16 protein-coding genes are annotated in these 21,891 nt (G+C 69.6%); 9 read left to right on the forward strand and 7 right to left on the reverse strand.

The features are described 5' to 3' along the window. Nucleotides 1-155: 155 nt before the first annotated feature. From ACIQBL_RS13500 to ACIQBL_RS13510, 3 genes are all read right to left on the reverse strand, one after another. Nucleotides 156-3,215 carry an alpha-mannosidase gene (locus ACIQBL_RS13500; RefSeq protein ID WP_401940515.1) on the reverse strand — a complete coding sequence of 1,020 codons (3,060 nt, stop codon included), beginning with the start codon at nt 3,213-3,215 and terminating at the stop codon, nt 156-158. A 102-nt stretch (nt 3,216-3,317) separates the two neighbouring features. After that, nucleotides 3,318-4,655, reverse strand: a complete 1,338-nt coding sequence (locus tag ACIQBL_RS13505) for a 6-phospho-beta-glucosidase (RefSeq protein ID WP_401940518.1) — start codon at nt 4,653-4,655, stop codon at nt 3,318-3,320. Beyond that, complete coding sequence (locus ACIQBL_RS13510) at nt 4,652-5,416, reverse strand: DeoR/GlpR family DNA-binding transcription regulator (RefSeq protein ID WP_401940521.1); 765 nt, start codon at nt 5,414-5,416, stop codon at nt 4,652-4,654. The genes ACIQBL_RS13505 and ACIQBL_RS13510 overlap by 4 nt, the downstream gene beginning before the upstream one ends. A gap of 151 nt (nt 5,417-5,567) precedes the next feature. On the opposite strand from ACIQBL_RS13510, the gene ACIQBL_RS13515 reads away from it, so the two are divergent. From ACIQBL_RS13515 to ACIQBL_RS13550, 8 genes are all read left to right on the forward strand, one after another. After that, a complete protein-coding gene (locus ACIQBL_RS13515) occupies nt 5,568-6,584 on the forward strand; it encodes a carbohydrate kinase family protein (RefSeq protein ID WP_401940524.1) in 1,017 nt (338 codons plus the stop codon). 102 nt (nt 6,585-6,686) lie between these two features. Further along, a complete protein-coding gene (locus ACIQBL_RS13520) occupies nt 6,687-7,973 on the forward strand; it encodes an ABC transporter substrate-binding protein (RefSeq protein WP_401940527.1) in 1,287 nt (428 codons plus the stop codon). Beyond that, nucleotides 7,973-8,932, forward strand: a complete 960-nt coding sequence (locus tag ACIQBL_RS13525) for a carbohydrate ABC transporter permease (RefSeq protein WP_401940529.1) — start codon at nt 7,973-7,975, stop codon at nt 8,930-8,932. The genes ACIQBL_RS13520 and ACIQBL_RS13525 overlap by 1 nt, the downstream gene beginning before the upstream one ends. Nucleotides 8,933-8,945: 13 nt before the next feature. Next, the gene (locus tag ACIQBL_RS13530; protein ID WP_401940532.1) at nt 8,946-9,809 is read left to right on the forward strand and encodes a carbohydrate ABC transporter permease; all 864 of its coding nucleotides are present in this window, start codon (nt 8,946-8,948) and stop codon (nt 9,807-9,809) included. Continuing rightward, a complete protein-coding gene (locus tag ACIQBL_RS13535) occupies nt 9,809-12,730 on the forward strand; it encodes a glycoside hydrolase family 2 TIM barrel-domain containing protein (RefSeq protein ID WP_401940535.1) in 2,922 nt (973 codons plus the stop codon). Before ACIQBL_RS13530 ends, ACIQBL_RS13535 begins: the two co-directional genes overlap by 1 nt. A 68-nt stretch (nt 12,731-12,798) precedes the next feature. Beyond that, a complete protein-coding gene (locus ACIQBL_RS13540; protein WP_401940537.1) occupies nt 12,799-14,655 on the forward strand; it encodes a LamG-like jellyroll fold domain-containing protein in 1,857 nt (618 codons plus the stop codon). Nucleotides 14,656-14,731: 76 nt separating this feature from the next. Further along, nucleotides 14,732-16,405, forward strand: a complete 1,674-nt coding sequence (locus ACIQBL_RS13545) for a histidinol-phosphatase (RefSeq protein WP_401940540.1) — start codon at nt 14,732-14,734, stop codon at nt 16,403-16,405. Then, nucleotides 16,405-17,247 (forward strand): hypothetical protein, encoded by an 843-nt coding sequence (locus tag ACIQBL_RS13550; protein WP_401940542.1) that lies wholly within the window; start codon nt 16,405-16,407, stop codon nt 17,245-17,247. Before ACIQBL_RS13545 ends, ACIQBL_RS13550 begins: the two co-directional genes overlap by 1 nt. A 22-nt stretch (nt 17,248-17,269) precedes the next feature. Here the strand turns inward: ACIQBL_RS13550 and ACIQBL_RS13555 are convergent, their stop codons facing one another. The 4 genes from ACIQBL_RS13555 to ACIQBL_RS13570 form a co-directional block, all read right to left on the reverse strand. After that, nucleotides 17,270-17,725 carry a MaoC family dehydratase gene (locus ACIQBL_RS13555; RefSeq protein WP_401940544.1) on the reverse strand — a complete coding sequence of 152 codons (456 nt, stop codon included), beginning with the start codon at nt 17,723-17,725 and terminating at the stop codon, nt 17,270-17,272. 59 nt (nt 17,726-17,784) lie between these two features. Further along, nucleotides 17,785-19,326 carry a long-chain fatty acid--CoA ligase gene (locus tag ACIQBL_RS13560; protein ID WP_401940546.1) on the reverse strand — a complete coding sequence of 514 codons (1,542 nt, stop codon included), beginning with the start codon at nt 19,324-19,326 and terminating at the stop codon, nt 17,785-17,787. Between the two features lie 10 nt (nt 19,327-19,336). Then, nucleotides 19,337-20,206, reverse strand: a complete 870-nt coding sequence (locus ACIQBL_RS13565) for an amidohydrolase family protein (protein WP_401940735.1) — start codon at nt 20,204-20,206, stop codon at nt 19,337-19,339. A 101-nt stretch (nt 20,207-20,307) separates the two neighbouring features. Further along, on the reverse strand, nt 20,308-21,225 hold the full coding sequence (locus tag ACIQBL_RS13570) for an SDR family NAD(P)-dependent oxidoreductase (RefSeq protein WP_401940548.1): 918 nt from the start codon (nt 21,223-21,225) through the stop codon (nt 20,308-20,310). 238 nt (nt 21,226-21,463) lie between these two features. On the opposite strand from ACIQBL_RS13570, the gene ACIQBL_RS13575 reads away from it, so the two are divergent. Next, a complete protein-coding gene (locus tag ACIQBL_RS13575; RefSeq protein ID WP_401940551.1) occupies nt 21,464-21,889 on the forward strand; it encodes a MarR family winged helix-turn-helix transcriptional regulator in 426 nt (141 codons plus the stop codon). Nucleotides 21,890-21,891: the final 2 nt, after the last annotated feature.

Raw genomic sequence — 21,891 nt, forward strand, 5'->3', positions numbered from 1 at the left:
GGGCCCAGTTCCGCGAATGTGACACTCCCGGCAGGAAGTGTCACATTCACGGAGACACCATCCAGGACCTCCGGCACGGACCCACCGCGGCCCGGATCGCCGAGGCGGAACTGGCCAACTGCATCCACGACCGCCGGGGCCCGCCCTCCGGGGTGCTACTGGCCCGCGTCCGCCCGCTTCAGACGGAGCGTCAGGATCTGGAAGGGCCGCAGGGAGACGGCGACCGAGCCGCCGTCGAAGGAGACCTCCTCGTCCAGCGGTCGCTCCAGCAGGTCGGTGATCCGGGCGCCGGCGAGGGGGAAGCCCGTGCGCAGGACGCCCTGGGCCCGGCCGCCGCTCGACTCGTAGAGCCGGACCACGACGTCGCCGGACTCGTCGTCGGCGAGCTTGACCGCCTCGACGGTGACGCCCTCGCCGTCGACGGAGACGACCGGTTCCGGGGCGCCGCCCGAATCGGCCACGCGCAGCGGGAGGTTGAGGGCGTAGCCCTCGGCGACCGCGTCGTCGATGCTCGCGCCGGGCAGCAGCGAGTAGGTGAAGCGGTGCTTGCCCTGGTCGGCGCCCGGGTCCGGGATGCGCGGGGCGCGCACCAGGCTCAGGCGGACCGTGGTCGTCGTACCGCCGTCCTCGCGGACCGTGCGGGAGACGTCGTGGCCGTACGTCGAGTCGTTGATGACGGCGACGCCGTAGCCGGGCTCGGCGAGGTGCACCCAGCGGTGGCCGGAGACCTCGAAACGGGCCGCCTCCCAGCTGGTGTTGGTGTGCGTGGGCCGCTGGATGTGACCGAACTGGATCTCGGCGGAGGAGTGCGCCGCCCGGATGTCCACCGGGAAGCCGGCCTTGAGGAACTTCTCGGCCTCGTGCCAGTCGATGTCGGTCTCGAAGTCGATCCGGGCGCTGCCCGCGCGGACGGTGATCGTCTGCACGATCTTCGAGCCCTTGCCGAAGGACCGTTCCACACGGATCGCGCCGAGCAGCGGGTCCTGCTCGACGACCGTGAGGGAGTCGGCGGTCAGGAGGTCGGTGAAGCGGTTCTTGTAGTGCTTGTCGACGTCCCAGGCGTCCCAGTAGTTCGGGAGGTCGGTGTGCAGGCGCAGCAGGTTGCCCTGGTCGGCGAGGACTTCGCGGTTGCCGTGGCGCAGGTCGCGCACGGAGGCGAGGGTGCCGTCGTCGGCGAGTTCGACGCGGACGATGCCGTTGTCGAGGACCCGGTCGGTGACGGTCACGGCCTGGGGAACGTACTCGGCGGCCAGGGGGGCGCTGCCGTTCGCCGGGACCGTCGCGTACATCGGCACACCGGTCGCCGTGCGGATGACCTCGGCGCGGTCGTAGGGGCTGGTGTTGAAGACGCGGGTACCGCCGCCGCCCAGCGCGGCCACGGCCGCCGCCGTCAGCTCCTCCAACTCCGTTGCCACGCGGGCGTATTCGGCCTCGGCCTCGCGGTGCACCCAGGCGATCGAGGAGCCCGGCAGGATGTCGTGGAACTGGTGCAGCAGGACCGTCTTCCACAGCCGGTCGAGCTTCTCGTAGGGGTACGCGTAGCCCGGAGCGTGCAGCGCGGCGGTGGTCGCCCACAACTCGGCCTCACGGAGCTTGTGTTCGCTGCGCCGGTTGCCCTGCTTGGTGCGGGCCTGGGAGGTGTAGGTGGCGCGGTGGAGTTCGAGGTACAGCTCGCCGACCCAGACAGGAGCGTCCGGGTACTCGGCGCGGGCCTTGGCGAAGAACTCGTCGGGGTGCTCGACGACGACCTTGGGCGAACCCTCCAAGTCGGCGAGCCTGCGCGCCCGTTCCATGATCTCGCGGGTGGGGCCGCCACCGCCGTCGCCCCAGCCGAAGGGGGCCAGGGAGCGGGTGGCGCTGCCCTTCTCCTGGTAGTTGCGGACCGCGCGGGACATCTCCTCGCCGCTGAAGCGGGCGTTGTAGGTGTCGACCGGCGGGAAGTGCGTGAAGATGCGGGTGCCGTCGATGCCCTCCCACCAGAAGGTGTGGTGGGGGAACTTGTTGGTCTGGTTCCAGGAGATCTTCTGGGTGAGGAACCACTCGTTGCCTGCGAGCTTGGCGAGCTGCGGGTAGGCCGCGTTGTAGCCGAAGGAGTCGGGCAGCCAGACGCCCTTGGTCTCGACGCCGAAGTGCTCGATGAAGAACCGCTTGCCGTGGACCAGTTGACGGGCGATGGCCTCGCCGCCGGGCAGGTTGCCGTCGGACTCGACCCACATGCCGCCGACCGGCGCCCACTGGCCGCGCTTGACGGACTCCTGGATGCGGGCCCACACCTGCGGGTAGTTGTCGCGCACCCACTCGTACTGCTGGGCCTGCGAGCAGGCGAAGATGAAGTCCTCGTACTCGTCGGCCAGCGACGTCACGTTCGAGAAGGTGCGGGACGTCTTGCGCTTGGTCTCGCGGATCGGCCACAGCCACGCCGAGTCGATGTGCGCGTGCCCGACACCGGAGACGATGTGCGCGCTGGCGTTGGCGGGCTTCGACAGCACCGGCTTGAGCGCGGCCCGTACGTCGGCGGCCGTACCGGCGACGTCGTCCAGGTCCAGGAGGTCCAGGGCGCGGTCGAGCGCGTGCATGATCTCGTGCCGACGGGGGTCGTGCTCGCCCAGTTCCAGCATCAGTTCGCGCAGCACCTGGACATCGAGGTCGAGGTGGAAGACCTCCTCGTCGAGGACGGCGAGGTCGGCGCGGCGGAATGTATACAGTGGACGGTCGCCCGCCGTCAGTACATCGCCGAGCGGCGTCGGCTCGGAGAAGTTGTTGGCGAGGATGTCGGGGTTGGAGGCCGCCTCGACCAGGTAGTCGATGACCTCGCCGCCCGTCGCCGGGTTGGCGATCGCCACGTACTGGTTGAGCGGGTTGACCGCCTTCAGCGGCGTCCCGTCCACGAGGTGGACCAGGGCCTCGGCCTGGTTGCCCGGCCAGTCGCCCACGAAGCCGAGGTCGATGACGGCCTCGACGCGCTTCCCGGCCCACTCCGCGGGCACCTGCCCGCGCATCCGGAACCAGGTGGTGCCCCAGGGCGGACCCCACGGGGTGTCCATCGCGAACGGCGCGTACGGCGCCGCCGCGGCCTCCGCGAAGGGCACCGGCTCGCCCGGCGCCTGCCAGGCCTCGACCGTGAAGGGCGCGGTGGCCGCGTAGATCGCGGGCTTGATGCGCTGGTTGTGGGCGCGCTCGACGCGCTCCTCGATCCGGCGGCGTTCGTCGTGCATGGGAAGTCTCCAGAGAACCAGGGAGCTGCTGAGAACTGGGTGGCTGCCGACAACTCGGAGAGCTGCCGAGCACTCGGGGGAAAGCGCTTACTGAACGGATGCCTACTTAAGGTACGCCAGGCCCGGGTGGACCTCGGTGTAGCCCTCGACCAGCCTGCGCGCGACGTTCACCGAGTCGACCAGCGGGTGCAGCGCGAAGGCCTTCACCGCCGTCGTACGGGAGCCGTTCTCGGCCGCCGCGAGGACCTCGCGCTCGACGCCCTTGACCGCGCAGACCAGGCCGGTGGCGTGGTCGGGCAGCGGGGCGACCGCGACGGGGTGGGCGCCGTTGGCGTCGACCAGGCAGGGCACCTCGATGACGGCGTCCGTGTCGAGAACGGACAGGGCGCCCTGGTTGCGGACGTTGAGGATCAGGGTGGTGCGTTCGTCGCGGGCGATGGCCCGCATCAGGGCGAGGGCGACCTTCTCGTACCCGCCGGAGAGGTCGTCCGCGTCGCGCTCGCCGGCGCCGGCCGTCTCCCGGTTCTCCGCCATGTAGGTCGCCTCGCGCTCGGCGCGGGTACGGTCCCAGGCGGTCAGCGCGGCGGCGTCCGGACGCTTCATCTCGTCGTAGAACTGCGCCTGTTGGTCGCGCAGGAACGCGCCGCGGGTCCGCTCGACCTCGCTGTAGGCGCGGACGGTCTCGCGGTTGAAGTAGTAGTAGTGCAGGTACTCGTTCGGGATGGCGCCCAGCGACTGGAGCCACTCGGTGCCGAAGAGCTTGCCCTCCTCGAAGGAGCCGAGCAGGTCGGGGTCGGCGAGCAGGCGCGGGAGTTCGTCGCGGCCGGCCACGCGCAGGCCGCGGACCCAGCCGAGGTGGTTGAGACCGACGTAGTCGATGAAGGCCTCGCGCGGGTCGGCGCCGAGCACCTTGGCGATACGGCGGCCGAGACCGACCGGGGAGTCGCAGATGCCGATGACGCGGTCGCCGAGGTGGCGGGACATGGCCTCGGTGACCAGTCCGGCCGGGTTGGTGAAGTTGATGACCCAGGCGTCGGGGGCGAGGCGGGCCACACGCCGCGCGATGTCGACGGCTACGGGCACGGTTCGTAGACCATAGGCAATACCGCCGGCGCCGACCGTCTCCTGGCCGAGGACACCCTGGGCGAGGGCCACCCGCTCGTCGTCGGCGCGACCCTCCAGGCCGCCGACGCGGATCGCGGAGAAGACGAAGTCGGCGCCGCGCAACGCCTCGTCGAGGTCGGTGGTGGCGGTGACCTCGGGGGCGTCGGGGACAGTGGCGGCCTGTTCGGCCAGTACACGGGCGACCGCATACAGTCGACTGTCGTCGAGATCGTGCAGCACCACCTCGGTGACCCGGCCCTCGCCGCGGTCCGTCAGCAGTGCCCCGTACACGAGCGGCACGCGGAACCCGCCGCCGCCCAGAATCGTCAGCTTCACGCTTTCACCTTTCCTGCCACGACGACCTCGACGCCCGCTTCCTCCAGGGAGGAACGGGTCAGCGGGTCGACCGGGGCGTTCGTCACCACCGCGTCCAGGTCCTCGGGACCGCACACCTTCGCCATGCCCGTACCCGGGAACTTCTGCGCGTCGGCGAGCAGGACGACCTTTTCGCCGGCCTTGATCATGGCCCGTTTGACCGGCACCTCGACGACCGTCGTGTCCATCACCTGGCCGCCGGGCCGCACCCCGCTGGTGCCGAGGAAGAGCCAGTCGGCGTGCAGCTGGCGCAGGTTGTCCTCGGTGAGGAAGCCCACCAGGGAGCGGTACTCGCGCCGGACCATGCCGCCGAGCAGCACCAGTTCGATGCCCTCGTCGTCGGCCAGCTCCTCGTAGACGACGAGGTTGCTGGTGATCACGGTGAGGCGGCGGCCGTGCAGCTGCCGGGCGAGCCGGTAGGCGGTGGTGCCGATGTCGAGGAGGACGGACTGGCCGTCGGCCACCATGGCGGCGGCGCGCGCGGCTATCGCGTCCTTCTCGGCCACCCGCACCTCGGCGACCTCGGCGAAGGGCTGGTCGCCCTCGTCGGCCACGGCACCGCCGTGGACGCGCGTGAGCAGCCCGTCCTCCTCCAGTTTGAGCAGGTCACGCCGGATCGTGGCGGGGCTCACACCCAACTGCTCGGAGAGATCGGTCACGGCCGCGGGGCCACCGGAGCGCAGGGCCCGCAGGATGAGTTGATGTCGTCGTTCTGCCAGCACGTCGCGAACACTACTCGTCATCTTCAATCATTTCTATGCTCAGTTCTGCTTGGGTATTGACCAATCTCGTCGAGCAGCGCACGATTCCGGTCACCGAAATGAAGAGTTTTGACGAACTCTCCAGATGACGTGCCGACGAGAGGATGTGCGCGTGGACGACCCCCGGCCCGATGTGCTGCTGACCGGGCTGCTCTTCTACGACCTCGTCCTCACGGGTCTGGGGCAGCCGCCGACGCCGGGCGAGGAGATCTGGACGGCCGGCATGGGCTGCGGCCCCGGCGGCATCGCGAACCTCGCGGTCGCCGCGTCCCGCTTCGGCCTGAAGACCTCCCTGGCCACGGTCTTCGGCGACGACTTCTACGGCGTGTACTGCCACGAGGTCCTCGCCGGCCAGGAGGGCGTCGACCTCTCCCTGTCCCGCACCGCGAACGGCTGGCACACCCCCGTCACCGTCTCGCTGGCGCACGGCGACGACCGCGCGCTGGTCACCCACGGCCAGGAACCGCCGTACTCGCAGGACGTGCTCATGGGCGACCCGCCCGAGGCGCGGACGGCGCTGGTGCACATCGAGGCCGAGCCGCGCGAGTGGCTCGCCAAGGCGTCCGCGAACGGCACGCAGATCTACGCCGACGTCGGCTGGGACCCCACCCAGCAGTGGTCCCGCGACCTGCTCGACCAGCTCTCCCTGTGCCACGCCTTCCTCCCCAACGAGTCCGAGGCGATGGCCTACACCCGCACCGACAGCGCGGTCGCGGCGCTCGGCACGCTCACCGAGCTGGTGCCGGTCGCGGTGATCACACGGGGCGGGGACGGGGCGATCGCCGTCGACCAGACGACCGGCGAGTACGCGGAGGTCCCGGCGCTGGCCGTGGACGTCCTGGACGCGACGGGCGCCGGTGACGTGTTCGGCGCGAGTTTCGTCGCGGCCTCGCTCGGCGGCTGGCCGCTGGAGGAACGGCTGCGGTTCGCGGTACTCGCGGCCGGGCTCTCGGTCCAGCACCCCAGCGGTGCGCTGGCGGCGCCCGGCTGGTACGGCGTCGACCGTTGGCTGCATACAGTCCGCGATCCCGAACTGCGGCGCGCATACGGCTTCCTCGTCGACAGGATCCCGGCGGACCCCGGCCCGCCCGTCGCGTACGCGCCCGTCACTCCCCCCGCACGGCAGTAGCCCCCCACCACCACCTCGCAAGTTCCCTGCAAGTCCCCCCATTCCAGCCCCTCGTATGCACGACCCGAACAGATCGAACAGATCCGAAAGGCGGTGGGAGCTGTGCGGCTCTCACGAAGAGGCCTGCTCCGTGCGGGCCTGGCCGGTACGGCCGCCACGGCGCTCGGCGGCCTGACCTCCGGCTGCGCCGTACCGACCGGTTCCACCGGCCGGAACATGGTCCTGTGGTACTGGGACGGCGGCCTCGGCGACACGGTCGTCAAGAACGCCAAGGCGCGTTACGACAATGCGGTCGACCTCCAGGCGATCAAGATCGGCGGCTACTACCGGTCGAAGCTGATCACCACGATGGCCGGCCGGGCCCACATCCCCGACATCGCCGGCCTCAAGGGCGAGGACATGGCGTCCTATCTGCCCAACGCCGACCAGTTCGTGGACCTCAGGACACTCGGCGCGGACAAGTACAAGAGCCAGTACCTGACGTGGAAGTGGGAGCAGGGCATCGCCGACGACGGCACGATGGTCGGCTTCCCGATCGACTGCGGTCCGGTGGCGCACTTCTACCAGTACGCCGTGTTCCGCAAGGCGGGGCTGCCGTACGAACCCGCCGATGTCTCACGGGAGTTGAACACCTGGGAGAAGTTCTTCGCGGCGGGCGAGCAGCTCAAGAGGCGGATCCCGGGTACCTACCTGCTCAGCGACATCAACGCGGTCTTCGAGAACGTGGTGCAGCAGGGCAGCAAGCGGTACGTCGACAAGGACCGCCACTTCATCGGCGACCAGGAACACGTGCGCCACGCCTGGGCGCTCGCGGTGGAGGCCAGGCAGCGCAAGATCGTCTCGGATCTGGTCAGCGGCACGCCGGACTCGTTGTCGGCCCAGCAGGACGGCAAGCTGCCCAGCCAGCTCAACGCCTCCTGGGCGACCAACGACATCAAGACCGGCGTACCGAAGACCAAGGGGCGATGGCGAGTCGCCCAGATGCCGGTGCGGCCGTCCAACAACGGCGGTTCGTTCCTGTCGATCACCAAGGCGTGCCGCGAGCCCGAGCGGGCCTTCGAGATCATCACCTGGATACTGAACGCGCCCAACCAGGCACAGGGCTTCGTCGACGCGGGCCTGTTCCCCTCCACCCCCGCCTCGTACGACCTGAAGACACTGCGCGCACCGGACCCGTTCTTCGGCGGGCAGGACACGATGGAGATCTTCGGGCCGGCCGCGCAGAAGATCACGGTCGCCTACAACAGCCCGTTCGACAGCGCGCTCGGGCAGCCCCTCAAGGACGAGATCAAGAACGTCGGTGTCCTCGGCAAGGACCCCAAGAAGGCCTGGAGTGACGCCATGAGCAAGTGCCGGCGCATCGCGGACCACCTGGGGGTGAGCTACTGATGGCCACCGCACTGGACAAGCCCCCGGCCGCCGTGGACACCGGGTCCGCCTCCTCGCAGCCCAAGAACGGCTTCCGCAAGTACTGGCATCTGTATGCCGCGATCTCCCCGTTCTATCTGCTGTTCCTCTGCTTCGGGCTGATCCCCGTCGGCTTCTCGTTCTATCTCTCCCTCCACCGCTGGGACGGCCTCGGCTCCATGGAGTGGGCGGGTCTGTCGCAGTACAAGTACCTGCTGAGCGACACCGACTTCTGGAACTCGATCGGCAACACGCTGATCATCTGGGCGCTGGCCACCTTCCCCATGATCTTCCTGGCGATGATCACGGCCGTGATGCTCAACTCGGCGGTCCGCTTCAAGAACGTGTACCGCTTCGCCTACTTCCTCCCGAACGTCACCTCGGTGGTGGCGATCGCGATCGTCTTCGGCTCGGTGTTCTCCACCAACTTCGGCCTGGTGAACGCCCTGTTGCAGGCGGTGGGCATCGACCAGATCGCCTGGCTGAACACCCCGTGGGGCATCAAGATCGCCATCGCGACCCTGATGACCTGGCAGTGGACCGGCTACAACGCGATCATCTTCCTCGCCGGTCTGCAGACCATCCCGAGCGAACTGTACGAAGCGGCAAAGATGGACGGCGCCGGACCGGTGCAGACCTTCTTCCGGATCACGCTGCCGATGCTGCGCCCGGTGCTGCTGTTCGTGCTCGTCATCTCGACGGTCACCGGTCTGCAGAGCTTCTCCGAACCACAGGTGCTGCTCCAGAACACGTCGAACGACTCGACGTTCGCGGGCGGTCCTGGCCACTCCGGCCAGACGATGGTCCTGTACTTCTTCCAACAGACCTTCGACAACAACGACTTCGGCTACGGCGCCGCCGTGGCGTGGGGCATCTTCCTCGTCGTCATCATCTTCTCCATCGTCAACTGGCGCCTGGTGCAGCGCCGGGGCGAAGACTAGGGAGTCGGTCACCATGGCATTCCTTCAAGGCACACGGCGCCCGAAGGGCATCCGGGGCACCCGGAGCCGCGGCATCGCACTCCATGTCTCCCTGATCCTGGGCGTGTTGCTCTCGGCCTTCCCGTTCTACTGGGCCGTGATCATGTCGACGCACACGTCGTCGGAGATCTTCTCCTACCCGCCGAAGCTGCTGCCCGGCACGCACTTCCTGGAGAACCTTCGCAGCCTCTTCGACAACATCGACTTCTTCGGCTCGATGTTCAACTCGGTGCTCGTGGCGGGGTCGGTGACCTTCCTGGTCCTGTTCTTCGACTCGCTGGCCGCGTTCGTCTTCGCCAAGTTCCACTTCCCGGGCAAGAACGTGCTGTTCGCGCTGCTGATGGTCATCTTCATGGTGCCCGCGCAGCTCGCGGCCATCCCGCAGTTCGTGATCATGGCGAAGCTCGGCTGGATCGGTTCGATGACGGCACTGATCGTGCCGGCGGCAGCCAACGCGTTCGGCATCTTCTGGATGCGCCAGTACATGAAGAGCGCGATCCACGACGAACTCCTCGACGCCTCCCGCATCGACGGCGCGAACTTCCTGCGCCAGTACTGGCACGTGGCCCTCCCGGTCGTCCGGCCGGGCCTCGCCTTCCTCGGCATCTTCACCTTCATGGGCCAGTGGAACGACTACGCCTGGCCCCTGATCGCCCTCACCAACCCGAACAACGTCACCCTCCAGGTCGCCCTGTCCCAGCTCAACGGCACACACGGCACCACCGACTACGGAATGGTCATGACCGGCGCACTTCTGGCCCTCGTCCCCCTGCTGATCGTGTTCGCGGTCGGCGCCAAGCAGATCATCGGCGACCTCGGCAAGGGAGCCATCCGCTGATGACCGACCCGCTCTTCGCGCTCCGCCCCTGGGAGTCACCCGAGGTGACCTCCTGGGGGCGGTTGCCCATGTCCGCCGTCGACCGCCGCACCGGCGCGCTCTCCCTCGACGGCGACTGGCGCTTCCAGCTGCTGCCGGCGCCGGACGCCCCGCTCGCGGACGCCTGGTCGTCCGCACACGTGCCGGGCGTATGGACCATGCAGGATACGGACGACCTTCCGCAGTACACGAACGTCCGTATGCCGTATACGGAATACCCTCCACAGTCGCCCGCGGCCAATCCGACGGGTGTGTACGAGCGGGAGTTCGACGTCCCGGCCGAGTGGGCCGGGCGGCGGATCGTGCTCCAGGTCGGCGCCGCCGAGAGCGTGCTGCTCGTGCACGTCGACGGGCGGCCGGTCGGCATCTCCAAGGACTCCCACCTCGCCGCCGACTTCGACCTCTCGGACGTCGTACGCCCCGGCGAGCGGGCCACCGTACGGCTGACCGTGGTCAAGTGGTCGGACTCCTCGCACATCGAGGACCAGGACCAGTGGTGGCACGGGGGCGTCACGCGGTCGGTACTGCTGTACGCGACCGACCCGCTGTATCTCGCCGACGTGACCGTGCGGGCGCGCCACGACGGGGCACTCCAGGTCGACTGCCAGGTGCGGGACACGGGCGGCGCCCTGCCCGCCGGGTGGTACGTCACCGGCGAGCTGGACGGCCGACTCGTGTCCCAGGACGCGGAGTTCGACCGGTTCAACACGGAGGACGACCGTGTCTCCGACTTCCTCGGCGAGGCCCGCATCCGGGCCACGGTCCCCGGGGTCCGCACCTGGAACGCCGAGACGCCCGAGCTGTACGACCTGACGGTCCGGCTGCACCGCGCCGACGACACGGTCGCGGACACGTCGTACCGGCGCGTCGGTTTCCGGGACGTGGAGATCGTCGGGCGGGACCTGCTAGTCAACGGCGAGCGCGTGTACATCCGGGGCGTCAACCGGCACGACTTCCATCCCCTGACCGGCCGCACGGTGTCGTACGACGACATGCGCGCGGACCTGGCGCTGCTGAAGCGGTTCGGCTTCAACGCGGTCCGCACCTCGCACTACCCGAACGACCCGGCGTTCTACGACCTCGCCGACGAGCTGGGTTTCTACGTCGTCGACGAGGCGGACATCGAGTCGCACGACCACGCCCACGAGATCGCGGACGACCCGCGCTATCTGAACGCGTTCGTGGACCGCGTCTCGCGGATGGTGCTGCGCGACAAGAACCACCCGTCCGTCATCGTCTGGTCGCTCGGCAACGAGTCCGACTACGGCGCCAACCACGACGCGGCGGCCGGCTGGGTCCGCAGGCACGACCCCACCAGACCGATCCAGTACGAGGGCGCCGCCAAGCGCGACTGGGCCGACCCGGATCTCGCCTCCGACATCGCCTGCCCGATGTACGCGCCGATCGAGGACTGTGTCGCGCACGCGCTGTCGGGTGCGCAGACCAAGCCGCTGATCCAGTGCGAGTACTCGCACGCGATGGGCAACAGCAACGGCACCCTCGCGGACCACTGGGCTGCCATCGAGTCAACCCCGGGTCTTCAGGGCGGCTTCATCTGGGAGTTCTGGGACCACGGAATCCTGCAGCGTGTGAGCGACGGAAGACCCACCGGCCGCGCGGGCGCCGGACTGTATGACAACGGTGTCGCCGCGCCCGGTCACCGCTGGGCGTACGGCGGTGACTTCGGCGAGACGATCCACGACGGCGCGTTCATCGCGGACGGCGTGGTGTTTCCCGACCGCACGCCCAAGCCGGTGATGTTCGAGCACCGGGAGATCTCGGCGCCGGTGCGCATCGAGTGCTTCCGGCACGAGGGCGTCGTCCTCGGCAACCACCAGCACTTCCGGGGTTTCGAATGGCTCGCCGCCACCTGGGAGTTGGCCCTAGCGGACGGCCGCACGCTGACCGCTCCTGCCGGACTGCCCGCCCTGTGCCCCGGCGAGACGGCGGCGGTCCCGCTGCCGTTCGCACTGCCGGAGGACGGCGGCGAGGCCTGGCTGACGCTGCGGGTGACCACGGCCGAGGACCAGGCGTGGGCGCCGCGCGGCACGGAGGTGTGCGCGCCCCAGGTACGGCTGCGGGCGGCAACGCCCATGACGCCGCCGGTGGTTGGCGGCGGCCGGGTCGAGGTCGACGGCGAGGGCCTCCTGCTCCACCCGCTGCTGGCGGTGGCGCCGACGCTGTCCCTGTGGCGGGCGCCCACCGACAACGACGAGTTGGGCGGCATGGCGCTGCGCTGGCGGACCTGGGGGCTCGACTCACTGGTCCGCAAGGTCGTTTCCGTACGGCGTGACGGCGAGCGAATGACGACGGTCGCCGAGTACGCGGGGGCCGTCGGTGTGGTCCGGCACTGTCAGGTGTTCACGCCGGTGGAGGGCGGGGTGCGGGTCGAGGAGTCGGCCGAGCTGCCCGACGAGTTCGACGACGTGGCCCGGGTGGGCACCGTGTTCGAGACGGTGCCGGGGCTCGATCTGCTGGAGTGGTTCGGCCGGGGTCCGTGGGAGTCGTACCCCGACCGCGGCGCGGGCGCGCCCGTGGGCCACCACTCGGTCCCCGTCGACGAGTTGTTCACCCCGTATCTGCGCCCGCAGGAGAGCGGTGGCCGGCACGGGGTGCGGCGGTTCACGCTGTCGGCACCGGACGCCACCGGTCTCGCGGTCGACCTCGACGAGCCCCGCCAGGTCTCGGTGACCCGCTATCGCGCCGAGGACCTGACCGCCGCACGGCATCACGACGAGCTGGTGCCGCGCGCGTCCTGTGTGGTGCAACTCGACGCGGTGCACCGGGGGTTGGGCACGGCGTCGTGCGGCCCCGACACGTCGCCGCAGTATCTCGTAGCACCGGGTGTCCATCGCTGGAGCTGGACCCTGCGCGTTCTCTGAACCATCGGTTTCCGGCTCTCCAGCCGTGAACTCCCCGGCTTTCACGAGCACTTACCCACGGAGCACACGTGTGTACTTCGCATGAGCACGACTACGACCACGAACAGTGCGAGACGGCCCAGGCCGGCGCAGGACGGCGCAGCTTCCTCCGGGCGACCGCGCTGCTGGGCGCCGCCGCCACGGCCGGCGTCGCGCTGCCGTCCGTCGCCGAAGCGGCTCCGGCGACCGCGAGTTGGCGGCCCGACACCGACAGCCGGCGGTTCACGCTCGCCGTGATGCCGGACACCCAGTACCTCTTCGACGGGCCGAGCATCGACAAGGCGCCGATCGAGGCCTCGCTGCGCTATCTCCTGGAGCACGGCAAGGACGAGAACATCGTGTTCCTGTCCCACCTCGGCGACCTCACCCAGAACGGGGCCGTGCCCGAATTCGCCGCGATCGGGGAGGCGTTCGGGCTGCTGGACCGGCGGGGCGTCGGCTACAGCGTGCTGGCGGGCAACCACGACGTGAAGTCGTCGACGGACGACCAGCGCGGTTCGTCGCCGTACCTGGACACGTTCGGGCCGCAGCGCTTCAAGGATGCGCGCACTTTCGGCGGCGCCTCGGCCGACGGCTACCACACGTACCACCTCTTCGAGGCGGCGGGCCGCGAGTGGATGGTGCTGGCGCTGGACTGGCGGCTGTCGGCGAAGGGGTACGCCTGGGCCAAGAGCGTCCTGGCCCAGCACCCGCACACGCCGGTGATCCTGACGACGCACGAGCTGGTCGTCGAGGACGGTCAACTGTCGTCCTACGGCCAGCAGTTGTGGGACCAGTTGATCGAGGACCACGACCAGGTCTTCCTCACGCTCAACGGGCACTACTGGCCCGCCGGGCGGGCGACGCGCAAGAACGCGGCGGGCAATGACGTCCATCTGCACCTGACGAACTATCAGAACCGTTACTTCGGCGGCGCGGCGATGATCCGCCTCTACCGCTTCGACCTGGACCGCGGGGTCATCGACGTCGAGACGGTCTCCCCGTGGATCCTGGGCCGCGCGGCGAAGGGCCTCAACGAGCTGGAGCGCCAGGAGATCGAACTCAGCGGCGACGCCGACCGGTTCACCGTCGGCATCGACTTCGCGACCCGCTTCTCCGGCTTCGCCCCGGTCCCCGCCCGCCCGTCACGCCCCGCCGCGAAGCTGCTCGTCCCCGGCACGGTCGCCTACTGGCGCTTCGACGGACAGTCCGACGGAACAGCCGTCTCGGGCACCGTCCGCGACCAGTCCGGGCGCGGCAACGACCTCACCCTCGTCACGGTCGGCGGCGGCGCCCTGAACTGGTCGTCGGACCACCACCCCGACCAACCCGGCCACGGCAGCCTGGAGTTCACCGGCTACAAGTCACCGCTGAAGGGCGCGTACCTGCGCACGGTCGACGGTGCGCCGCTCAACTCGGCCACGTTCAAGCGGGGTTACACCGTCGAGGCGTTCTACCGGCTGCCCGCCGACTGGGACCCCGGCCACAACGCCTGGTCCGGAGTGGTCAGCCGGACCGGTACGGGTGGCGCCGCGGGCAAGACGGCCGACGACCCGGACGAGCCCCTCGCCACGCTCTCCCTCTCCAACGACCGCGAGCCGCAGTGGGCGGTACGCCCGCTCAACCAGGAGGGCATCGCCAGCAACTGGGGCCAGGAGACCCCGCTGGAGACCTGGTGGCACCTCGCCGTCGTCAACGACGGCAAGCACACCACGCTGTACGTCGAGGGCTGCCCCGTCGTGCGCAATCCGACGGCGACCGCCGTGGGCCTCACCTCGGTCGGCCTGCCCTGGCTGCTCGGCGGCTACGAGTACGCCGGGAAGATCGACCAGATCCTGCACGGCCGCCTCGGCGACGTCCGGATCGTCGAACGGGCGCTGCCCGTCTCCTCCTTCATGAACCACTGACTTCATGAACCACTGACCTCACGAACCACTGACTTCACGCATCGCCGACAGCCCTGCAGAGGACTTCCGAACCGTCATGACCGAGCAGCAGCTGCCCACCTGGGCCGATCCGTCCGTCTCCCCCGCCGCCCTCGACGCCCAGGGCGTCTCCCGACGCCAACTCCTGCGCCGCGCGGGGCTGTTCGGCGCCGCGTTCACCCTCGGCGCGGGGCCGCTCGCCACCTCCGCGGCGGCGGCCGGGCGGGGCTACGGCGGCGAGGACCCGCGCCTGGCCTACCTCGTCGGCGACCACCACGTGCACTCCGTGTACAGCCACGACGCCAAGTACACGTTCTCCCAGCAGGCGACGGCCGCCGCGCGGTACGGCCTCGACTGGATGGTCTTCAACGAGCACTCCAACTTCGGACACGCCAACTACGGCGCGGAGTTGGAGCACGCGGAGATCCTCAAGGCCCGTGCCGAGAACCCGCGCCAGCTGATCTTCCAGGGCCTGGAGTGGTACATCCCGGCCGCCGAGCACTGCACGGTGTTCGCCGCCCCCGGCCCCCACGAGGTCGATCTGCTCACGCAGTTCGAGCTGGCCTACGACGGCAAGCTGCTGGGCTACACCGAGGGCTCGGCAGGCGCCACGGACACCGCCCGCAACGAGGCCCACGCGGTGAAGGCCGTCAAGTGGCTTGCCGAGCAACGTCGTTCGGGCTACGTCGACGACGTCCTCGTCCTCGCCAACCACCCGCTGCGCCTCGGTATCGACTCCCCGCACGAGATGCGTGCCTGGCGGGACGCGGCGCCCGAGATCATGATCGGCATGGAGGGCGCGCCCGGCGCCCAGGGCGCGGCCCTCCCCGGCTGGCGCGGTGCGACGTCGATCCGGGGCGAGTACGAGAACAAGCCGTCGGCGCAGTCCTGGTCGGGCTATCCGGCGGACGCGTATGTGACGTACGGCGGTTTCGACTGGGCGACGGCGACCGTCGGCGGGCTGTGGGACTCGATGCTGGCCGAGGGCCGGCTGTTCTCGATCACCACCAACTCCGACAACCACCGTACGGTCCACGACACGTGGGCCAACGGCGCGTGGCCGGCCGGGCAGAACTTCGACAACACCGGCAAGCTGCCCGACCCGGTGGACACCGGCACCCCGCAGCCCGGCAGCGACTTCTGGCCCGGCGAGTTCAGCCGCACGCATGTGGGCGTGACCCGCTACGGCTACGGCGCGGTGATGGCGGGGATGCGCGCCGGCCGGGTCTGGGTCGACCACGGGCATCTGCTGGACGGGCTCGACGTGCGCCTGAAGCGGGACTGCGACTCCGGCCGGGGCGTCACGCTGGGCGGACGACTGCGGGTCCGCAAGGGCGACCGGCTCACGCTGGACATCACCGTGACGACCGCCTCGCGGCCCAACGCCCAGGGAATCCTGCCCGAGTTGGCGCACGTGGACGTGATCCGGGGCGCCGTGCGCGGTGCGGTGTCCGACCGGGACGCGTGGCGGGCGCCGGACACGAAGGTCGTGCGTACGGCGGACGTGAGCGGCCGGAAGGGGACGTACACCCTGCGCGTCCCGGTGACCGCCGGGGACGAGTCCTTCTACCTGCGGCTGCGCGGCAGCGACGGCGAGCGGCACGGCGCGGGCTACCTCGGTGCCTCCGTCGACCCGCACGGCCCGATCCCCCACGAGCCCGGAAACGGTGACCCGTGGGCCGACACATGGTTCTATTCGAACCCCATCTTCGTCGACCTGGCAGGTATCTGATGAAGCGTCAATTCACTGTGCTCGCAGCCTTATTGGGCGCTCTCACGCTCGGCGTGAGCACCTCCTCGGCCGCCGCCCCCACCTCCTGGGCGGAGACCGGCACGGCGTACACCGACAGCCTCGGCGGCGGCGAGGGCGTCGCCAGTCAGGCGGACGGCTCGCTGCTGTACCGGGGCCTGGCGTCCATCCCGCTGGACCTGCGCGTCCAGGGCTGGAACCACATCGGCGACCCGGACATCGCCAACGGCTATGTCTTCGACGCCTACCAGGGCGCCGACACGGCCACGTCCAAGATGTTCGCAGTCACCACGCCCTCCGGGACGCGCTACACGTACGTCCACCCGCTCGACTCCGGCGAGAAGATCAACAACTCGTTCGACGCGATCTCGCCGGACACGCAGTGGATGGTGTCGGGCGAGTGGGGCGACCAGTCCAGACTCCAGGTCTTCCCCACTCCCCTGCCCAACCCGTCCACTCCGGCGACGGGCGGGGCGCTGCCGCAGGCCGGGCAGATCACCCTGGACAGGACGGTGAACGACATCCAGGGCTGCGACTTCGTGACGGACACGCGCCTGGTGTGCGTCTCGGACGACGCCTCGGGGACCAAGTTCCCCGAGATCCGCCCGCTCCTCCAGGTCGACCTGCCGCACAAGCTGGACGGCCTGCCGATCACCGGCACGGTCACCAGCCTGTTCGCCCTGCCCCAACGCAGCATCTGCACGGGCACGTTCGAGGCCGAGGGCATCGACTACGACGTGAACAGCGGCACGCTCCGCGCCGAGGTCGTACAGCCGGGCGTGTGCCAGCTGTCGACCAGCGTCTACTCGTACAAACAGCAGTAGCGGCAGGAGCGGTGAGGGTCGCTCAGGCGTAGAAACGCGAGAGGCTCTGCAGGACTGCGGCGGGCTTCGGTCCGCCGTCGATCTCTATCGTCCCGTCGACGGCGACCTGCACCCCGCCCGGAACGTCCTCGACCGAGGCGAGCTTGGCGACGAGCCGGATGCGCGAGCCGACCTTCACCGGTGCGGGGAAACGCACCTTGTTCAGGCCGTAGTTGACCTTCGTCGACACGCCCTCGACGTCCAGCAGCTCGGTGAAGAGCGGGATGAAGAGGGACAGGGTCAGATAGCCGTGCGCGATGGGCGCGCCGAACGGTCCCGCCGCGGCCCGCTCCGGGTCGACGTGGATCCACTGGTGGTCGCCGGTCGCGTCGGCGAACGTGTTGACGCGCTCCTGGGTGACCTCGATCCACTCACTGGCGCCCAGGTCGCTGCCCGCGAGCTTCTTGAGTTCGTCGAGGCCGTTGACGGTGATGCTCATAAGTAGCCTGTTCCTTAAGGGAGTTGCCGGTTGCCCATGGACTGTTTCCTGGCTGTCCGCTAGCCGCCGAAGCGCTTGCGCACCCGGGACTTGAGGAGCTTTCCGGAGGCGGTGCGCGGGAGTTCGTCCGCGACCACCACCGACTTGGGGATCTTGTACTTGGCGAGCCGGCCGGCCAGCGAGGCGAGCACCTCGTCGGCATCCAGCGGGGCGCCTTCGCGGGGCACGACGACCGCGCGCGGCACCTCGCCCCACTTGTCGTCCGCGACACCGATGACCGCGCACTCCACGATGTCGGGGTGGGCGAGGAGCAGGTCCTCGATCTCGGCGGGGTAGATGTTCTCCCCACCGGAGATGATCATGTCCTTTATCCGGTCGACGATGTACACATAGCCGTCCTCGTCGGTCCGGGCCGCGTCCCCGCTGCGGAACCAGCCGTCGGCGAAGACCGCGGCCGTCTCCTCGGGCAGCCCCCAGTAGCCGGGCATGACATGCGGCCCGCGCACCACGACCTCGCCGGTCTCGCCGACGTCGGCGGGGGTGAGGTCCGGCCGTACGACCCGTACGTCGCTGAAGAAGTGCGGTACGCCCGCCGAACCCGCCTTGCTCTGCGCGTGTTCGGCGTCCAGGAACAGGGTCCCCGGCGCGGCCTCGGTCATGCCGTAGCCCTGGAGGAAGGTCAGTCCGCGCTCCTGGTAGGCGGCGATCAGCGGTGACGGGACCGGGGAGCCGCCGCAGGTGAGGATGCGCAGCGAGGACAGGTCGGCGTCGGCCCAGCGGGGGTGCCGGGCCAGCTGGTCGAACATCGTCGGCACCCCGAACATGAAGGTGATCCCGTGCTGTTCGATCAGGTCGAAGGTGGCCGCCGGGTCGAAGGCCTCGACCAGGACACAGGTACCGCCCTTGAGCAGCACCGGCAGGGTGAGCATGTTCAGGCCGGCCGTGTGGAACAACGGGGCGGAGACCAGGGCGCGTTCGTCGGCGATCAGGTCGGTGTCGACGAGGACGTTGATCGCGTTCCAGGTCAGGTTGCCGTGGGTGAGCATCGCGCCCTTGGGGCGGCCGGTCGTGCCCGAGGTGTACATGATGATGCAGGTGTCGTCGGCCGTGACGGGTTCGTCGATCGGCTCCGTGGAGGCCGCGGCGAGCAACTCCTCGTATTCCCGGCCGACTTCGACGTAGATCCGTACGTCGGTGCTGCCCGGCAGTCCGGCGACGAGTCCGGCGTGCGTCGGGCCGTAGACGAGGACCTTGGCGCCGGAGTCGGCGAGTTGGTGGGCGATCTCGGGGCCGACGAGGCGGGTGTTGAGGGGGACGAAGACCGCGCCGAGCGTGCCGGCGGCGAACAGGGTCTCCAGGTAGGAGGGGTGGTTGGGGCCCAGGTAGGCGATGCGGTCACCGCGGCGGACACCGCGGGCGCGCAGGGCGTGGGCGAGGCGGGTGGTTCGTGTATGCAATGTGGCGTAGTCGGTCGACGATCCACCGTCTCCTGTCGACGGTCCACCGCCGTTCGTCGACGAACCACCGTGTACCAAAGCCGTGCGGTGCGGGGTCTTGCGGGCCCGGCGTGCGGGCCACGACCCCAGTCCCTCGTTGCGCATCCGGCGCCCCTTACGTCAGCCCGAGCAGGCGGGCGGCGTTCTCCTTGAGGATCTTCGGCCTGACCTCGTCCTTGATCGGCAGCTTCTCGAAGTCGGCGAGCCAGCGGTCCGGGGTGAGGACGGGGTAGTCGGAGCCGAAGAGGACCTTGTCCTTCAGCAGGGTGTTCGCGTACTGCACCAGCTGCGGCGGGAAGTACTTCGGCGACCAGCCGGACAGGTCGATGTGCACGCCCGGCTTGTGCGTGGCGACGGCGAGCGCCTCGTCCTGCCAGGGGAAGGACGGATGCGCCAGGATGATCTTGAGATGCGGGAAGTCGGCGGCTACGTCGTCCACGTGCAGGGGGTTGGAGTACTTCAGGCGGATTCCGCCCCCGCCCGGCACTCCCGCGCCGATGCCCGTCTGACCCGTGTGGAAGAGGGCGATGGTGCCCGTCTCCTCGATGACCTCGTACAGGTCGTAGGCCACGGCCCGGTCGTTCGGGAAGAAGCCCTGGATGTTGGGGTGGAACTTGAAGCCCTTCACCCCGTACTCCTCGACCAGCCGTCGCGCCTGCTTCACGCCCGCTCGGCCCCGGAACGGGTCGATGGACGCGAAGGGGATGAGCACGTCCGCGTTGGCGGCGGCGGCCTCGGCGACCTCCTCGTTCGGGACGGGCTCGGTGCCCGTCGCGGACTCGGCGTCGACCGTGAAGATCACGGCGGCCATCTTCCGCTCGCGGTAGTACGCGGCGGTCTCCTCCAGGGTCGGCTTCCGCTTGCCCTCGACCTTGAAGTACGCGGAGGAGGCGTCGTGCAGATCGTCGTCCAGGGAGGAGTGGCCCTTGGAGGACACCTCCGCGTGGGTGTGGACGTCGATGGCGACGAGTTCGCCGATGTCCATGGGGTCCTTGGGGTCCTTGGGGTCCTTGGGGTCCTTGGGGTCCTTGGGGTCCTTGGGGTCCTTGGGGTCCTTGGGGTCCTTGGGGTCCTTGGGGGCTGTCATCACGCCTCCGGCAGCTTCGGTGCGGGAATGCCGACCGACTGGAGTTCGGCGCCGACCGAGGTGGGGAAGGCCTCGGCCAGGGTGTCGGGGGTCCAGCCGCCGTCGGCGTAGGCCGCGCTGATCTCCTGCGGGTGGGACCAGAGTGCCACCTTGTCGCCGCCGATGCCGATGGCCTGGCCGGTGATTCCGCGCGCGGCCTCGGAGGCGAGGAAGGGGACGAGGGCGGCGCAGTCCTCGGGTGTGCCGAAGCCCTCGCCCTTGCGGAGGAAGCCGGGCAGCGGGTCGCCGTTCTTCATGGCCTCGATGTACGGGGCGAACGCGGGGATCGTCTCGGTCATCGCGGTCGCGGCGACCGGCACGATCGCGTTGACGGTGATGCCGGCCCGGCCCAGTTCCATCGACCAGGTACGGGCGAACGCGGCGATGCCCGCCTTCGCGGCCGAGTAGTTCGTCTGGCCGAAGTTTCCGCGCTGGCCGGCCGGCGAGCCGACCAGGATCAGGCTGCCGCCCTCGCCCTGCTCGCGCATCCGTACGGCGGCGGCGCGGGCGCAGGTGAAGGTGCCCTTGAGGTGGGTGGTGATCACCGCGTCGAAGTCCTCGTCGGTCATCTTCCACAGCACCTTGTCGCGCAGGATGCCCGCGTTGGTGACCAGGATGTCGAGCCGCCCGAACTCCTCGACGGCACGGTCGACCAGCCGCTCGGCGGCCTCCGTCGTACCGACCGGGACCACCTCGGCGACGGCGGTGCCGCCGGCCTCGGCGATGGACTTCACGGCCAGCTCGGCCACCGCCTCGTCGATGTCGTTCACGACCACGGACGCGCCGTGGGCGGCCAGGGCGTGCGCGTAGGCGAGGCCGAGGCCCCGGCCACTGCCGGTGACGACGGCGACCTTGCCGGTCAGATCGATGCTGGGCACGAGCGAGTCCCTTCACAAGGCGATGCACCGCGATGCGGCTACCAGGCACACCGGGTACGGCTTCGAGATTGAAGCTAAGAGCAATAATTGTTGACGTCAATAGTTGTTGCCGACGGACCATGTGCGTCACACTGGGCCGAACCACCGCACGCCCCGCCCGGGGCCTCGACCCAGGGAGCCCGCCATCGCCCGCCAGCAGCACGCAGCGAACCCCCCGATCGACGCGCACGAGCCGTGGATGCGCGGGCTGCACGCGGACACGGGCTACCTCATGTACCGGCTGGGCCTGCGCTCCGGTCAGCTCTTCAACACGTTCCTCCAGGCGTCGGGCCTACGGCTGCGCCACTACGCCCTCCTCCGCTTCCTCGCCACGTCCGAGGGCGCCCTCCAGCGCGAACTGAGCACCCGGCTCGGCTACGACCCGAGCGCGATCGTCGGTCTGGTCGACGACCTGGAGAAGCTGGGGTTCGCCGAGCGCCGCCCTTCCCCCGACGACCGCCGCAGCCGCATCGTGGTCCTGACCGAGAACGGCCGCGGTTTCCTGCGCGACACCGACGAGGCCGGCCTGCGCGTCACGAACGAACTGCTGGGTCCGCTCGACGCGACCGAGCGCGAGACACTGCACGCACTCCTGCACCGAGTCGCCGAGGACGGACTCGCCTGACG

Source organism: Streptomyces sp. NPDC088350 (assembly GCF_044753545.1).
GTDB lineage: Bacteria > Actinomycetota > Actinomycetes > Streptomycetales > Streptomycetaceae > Streptomyces.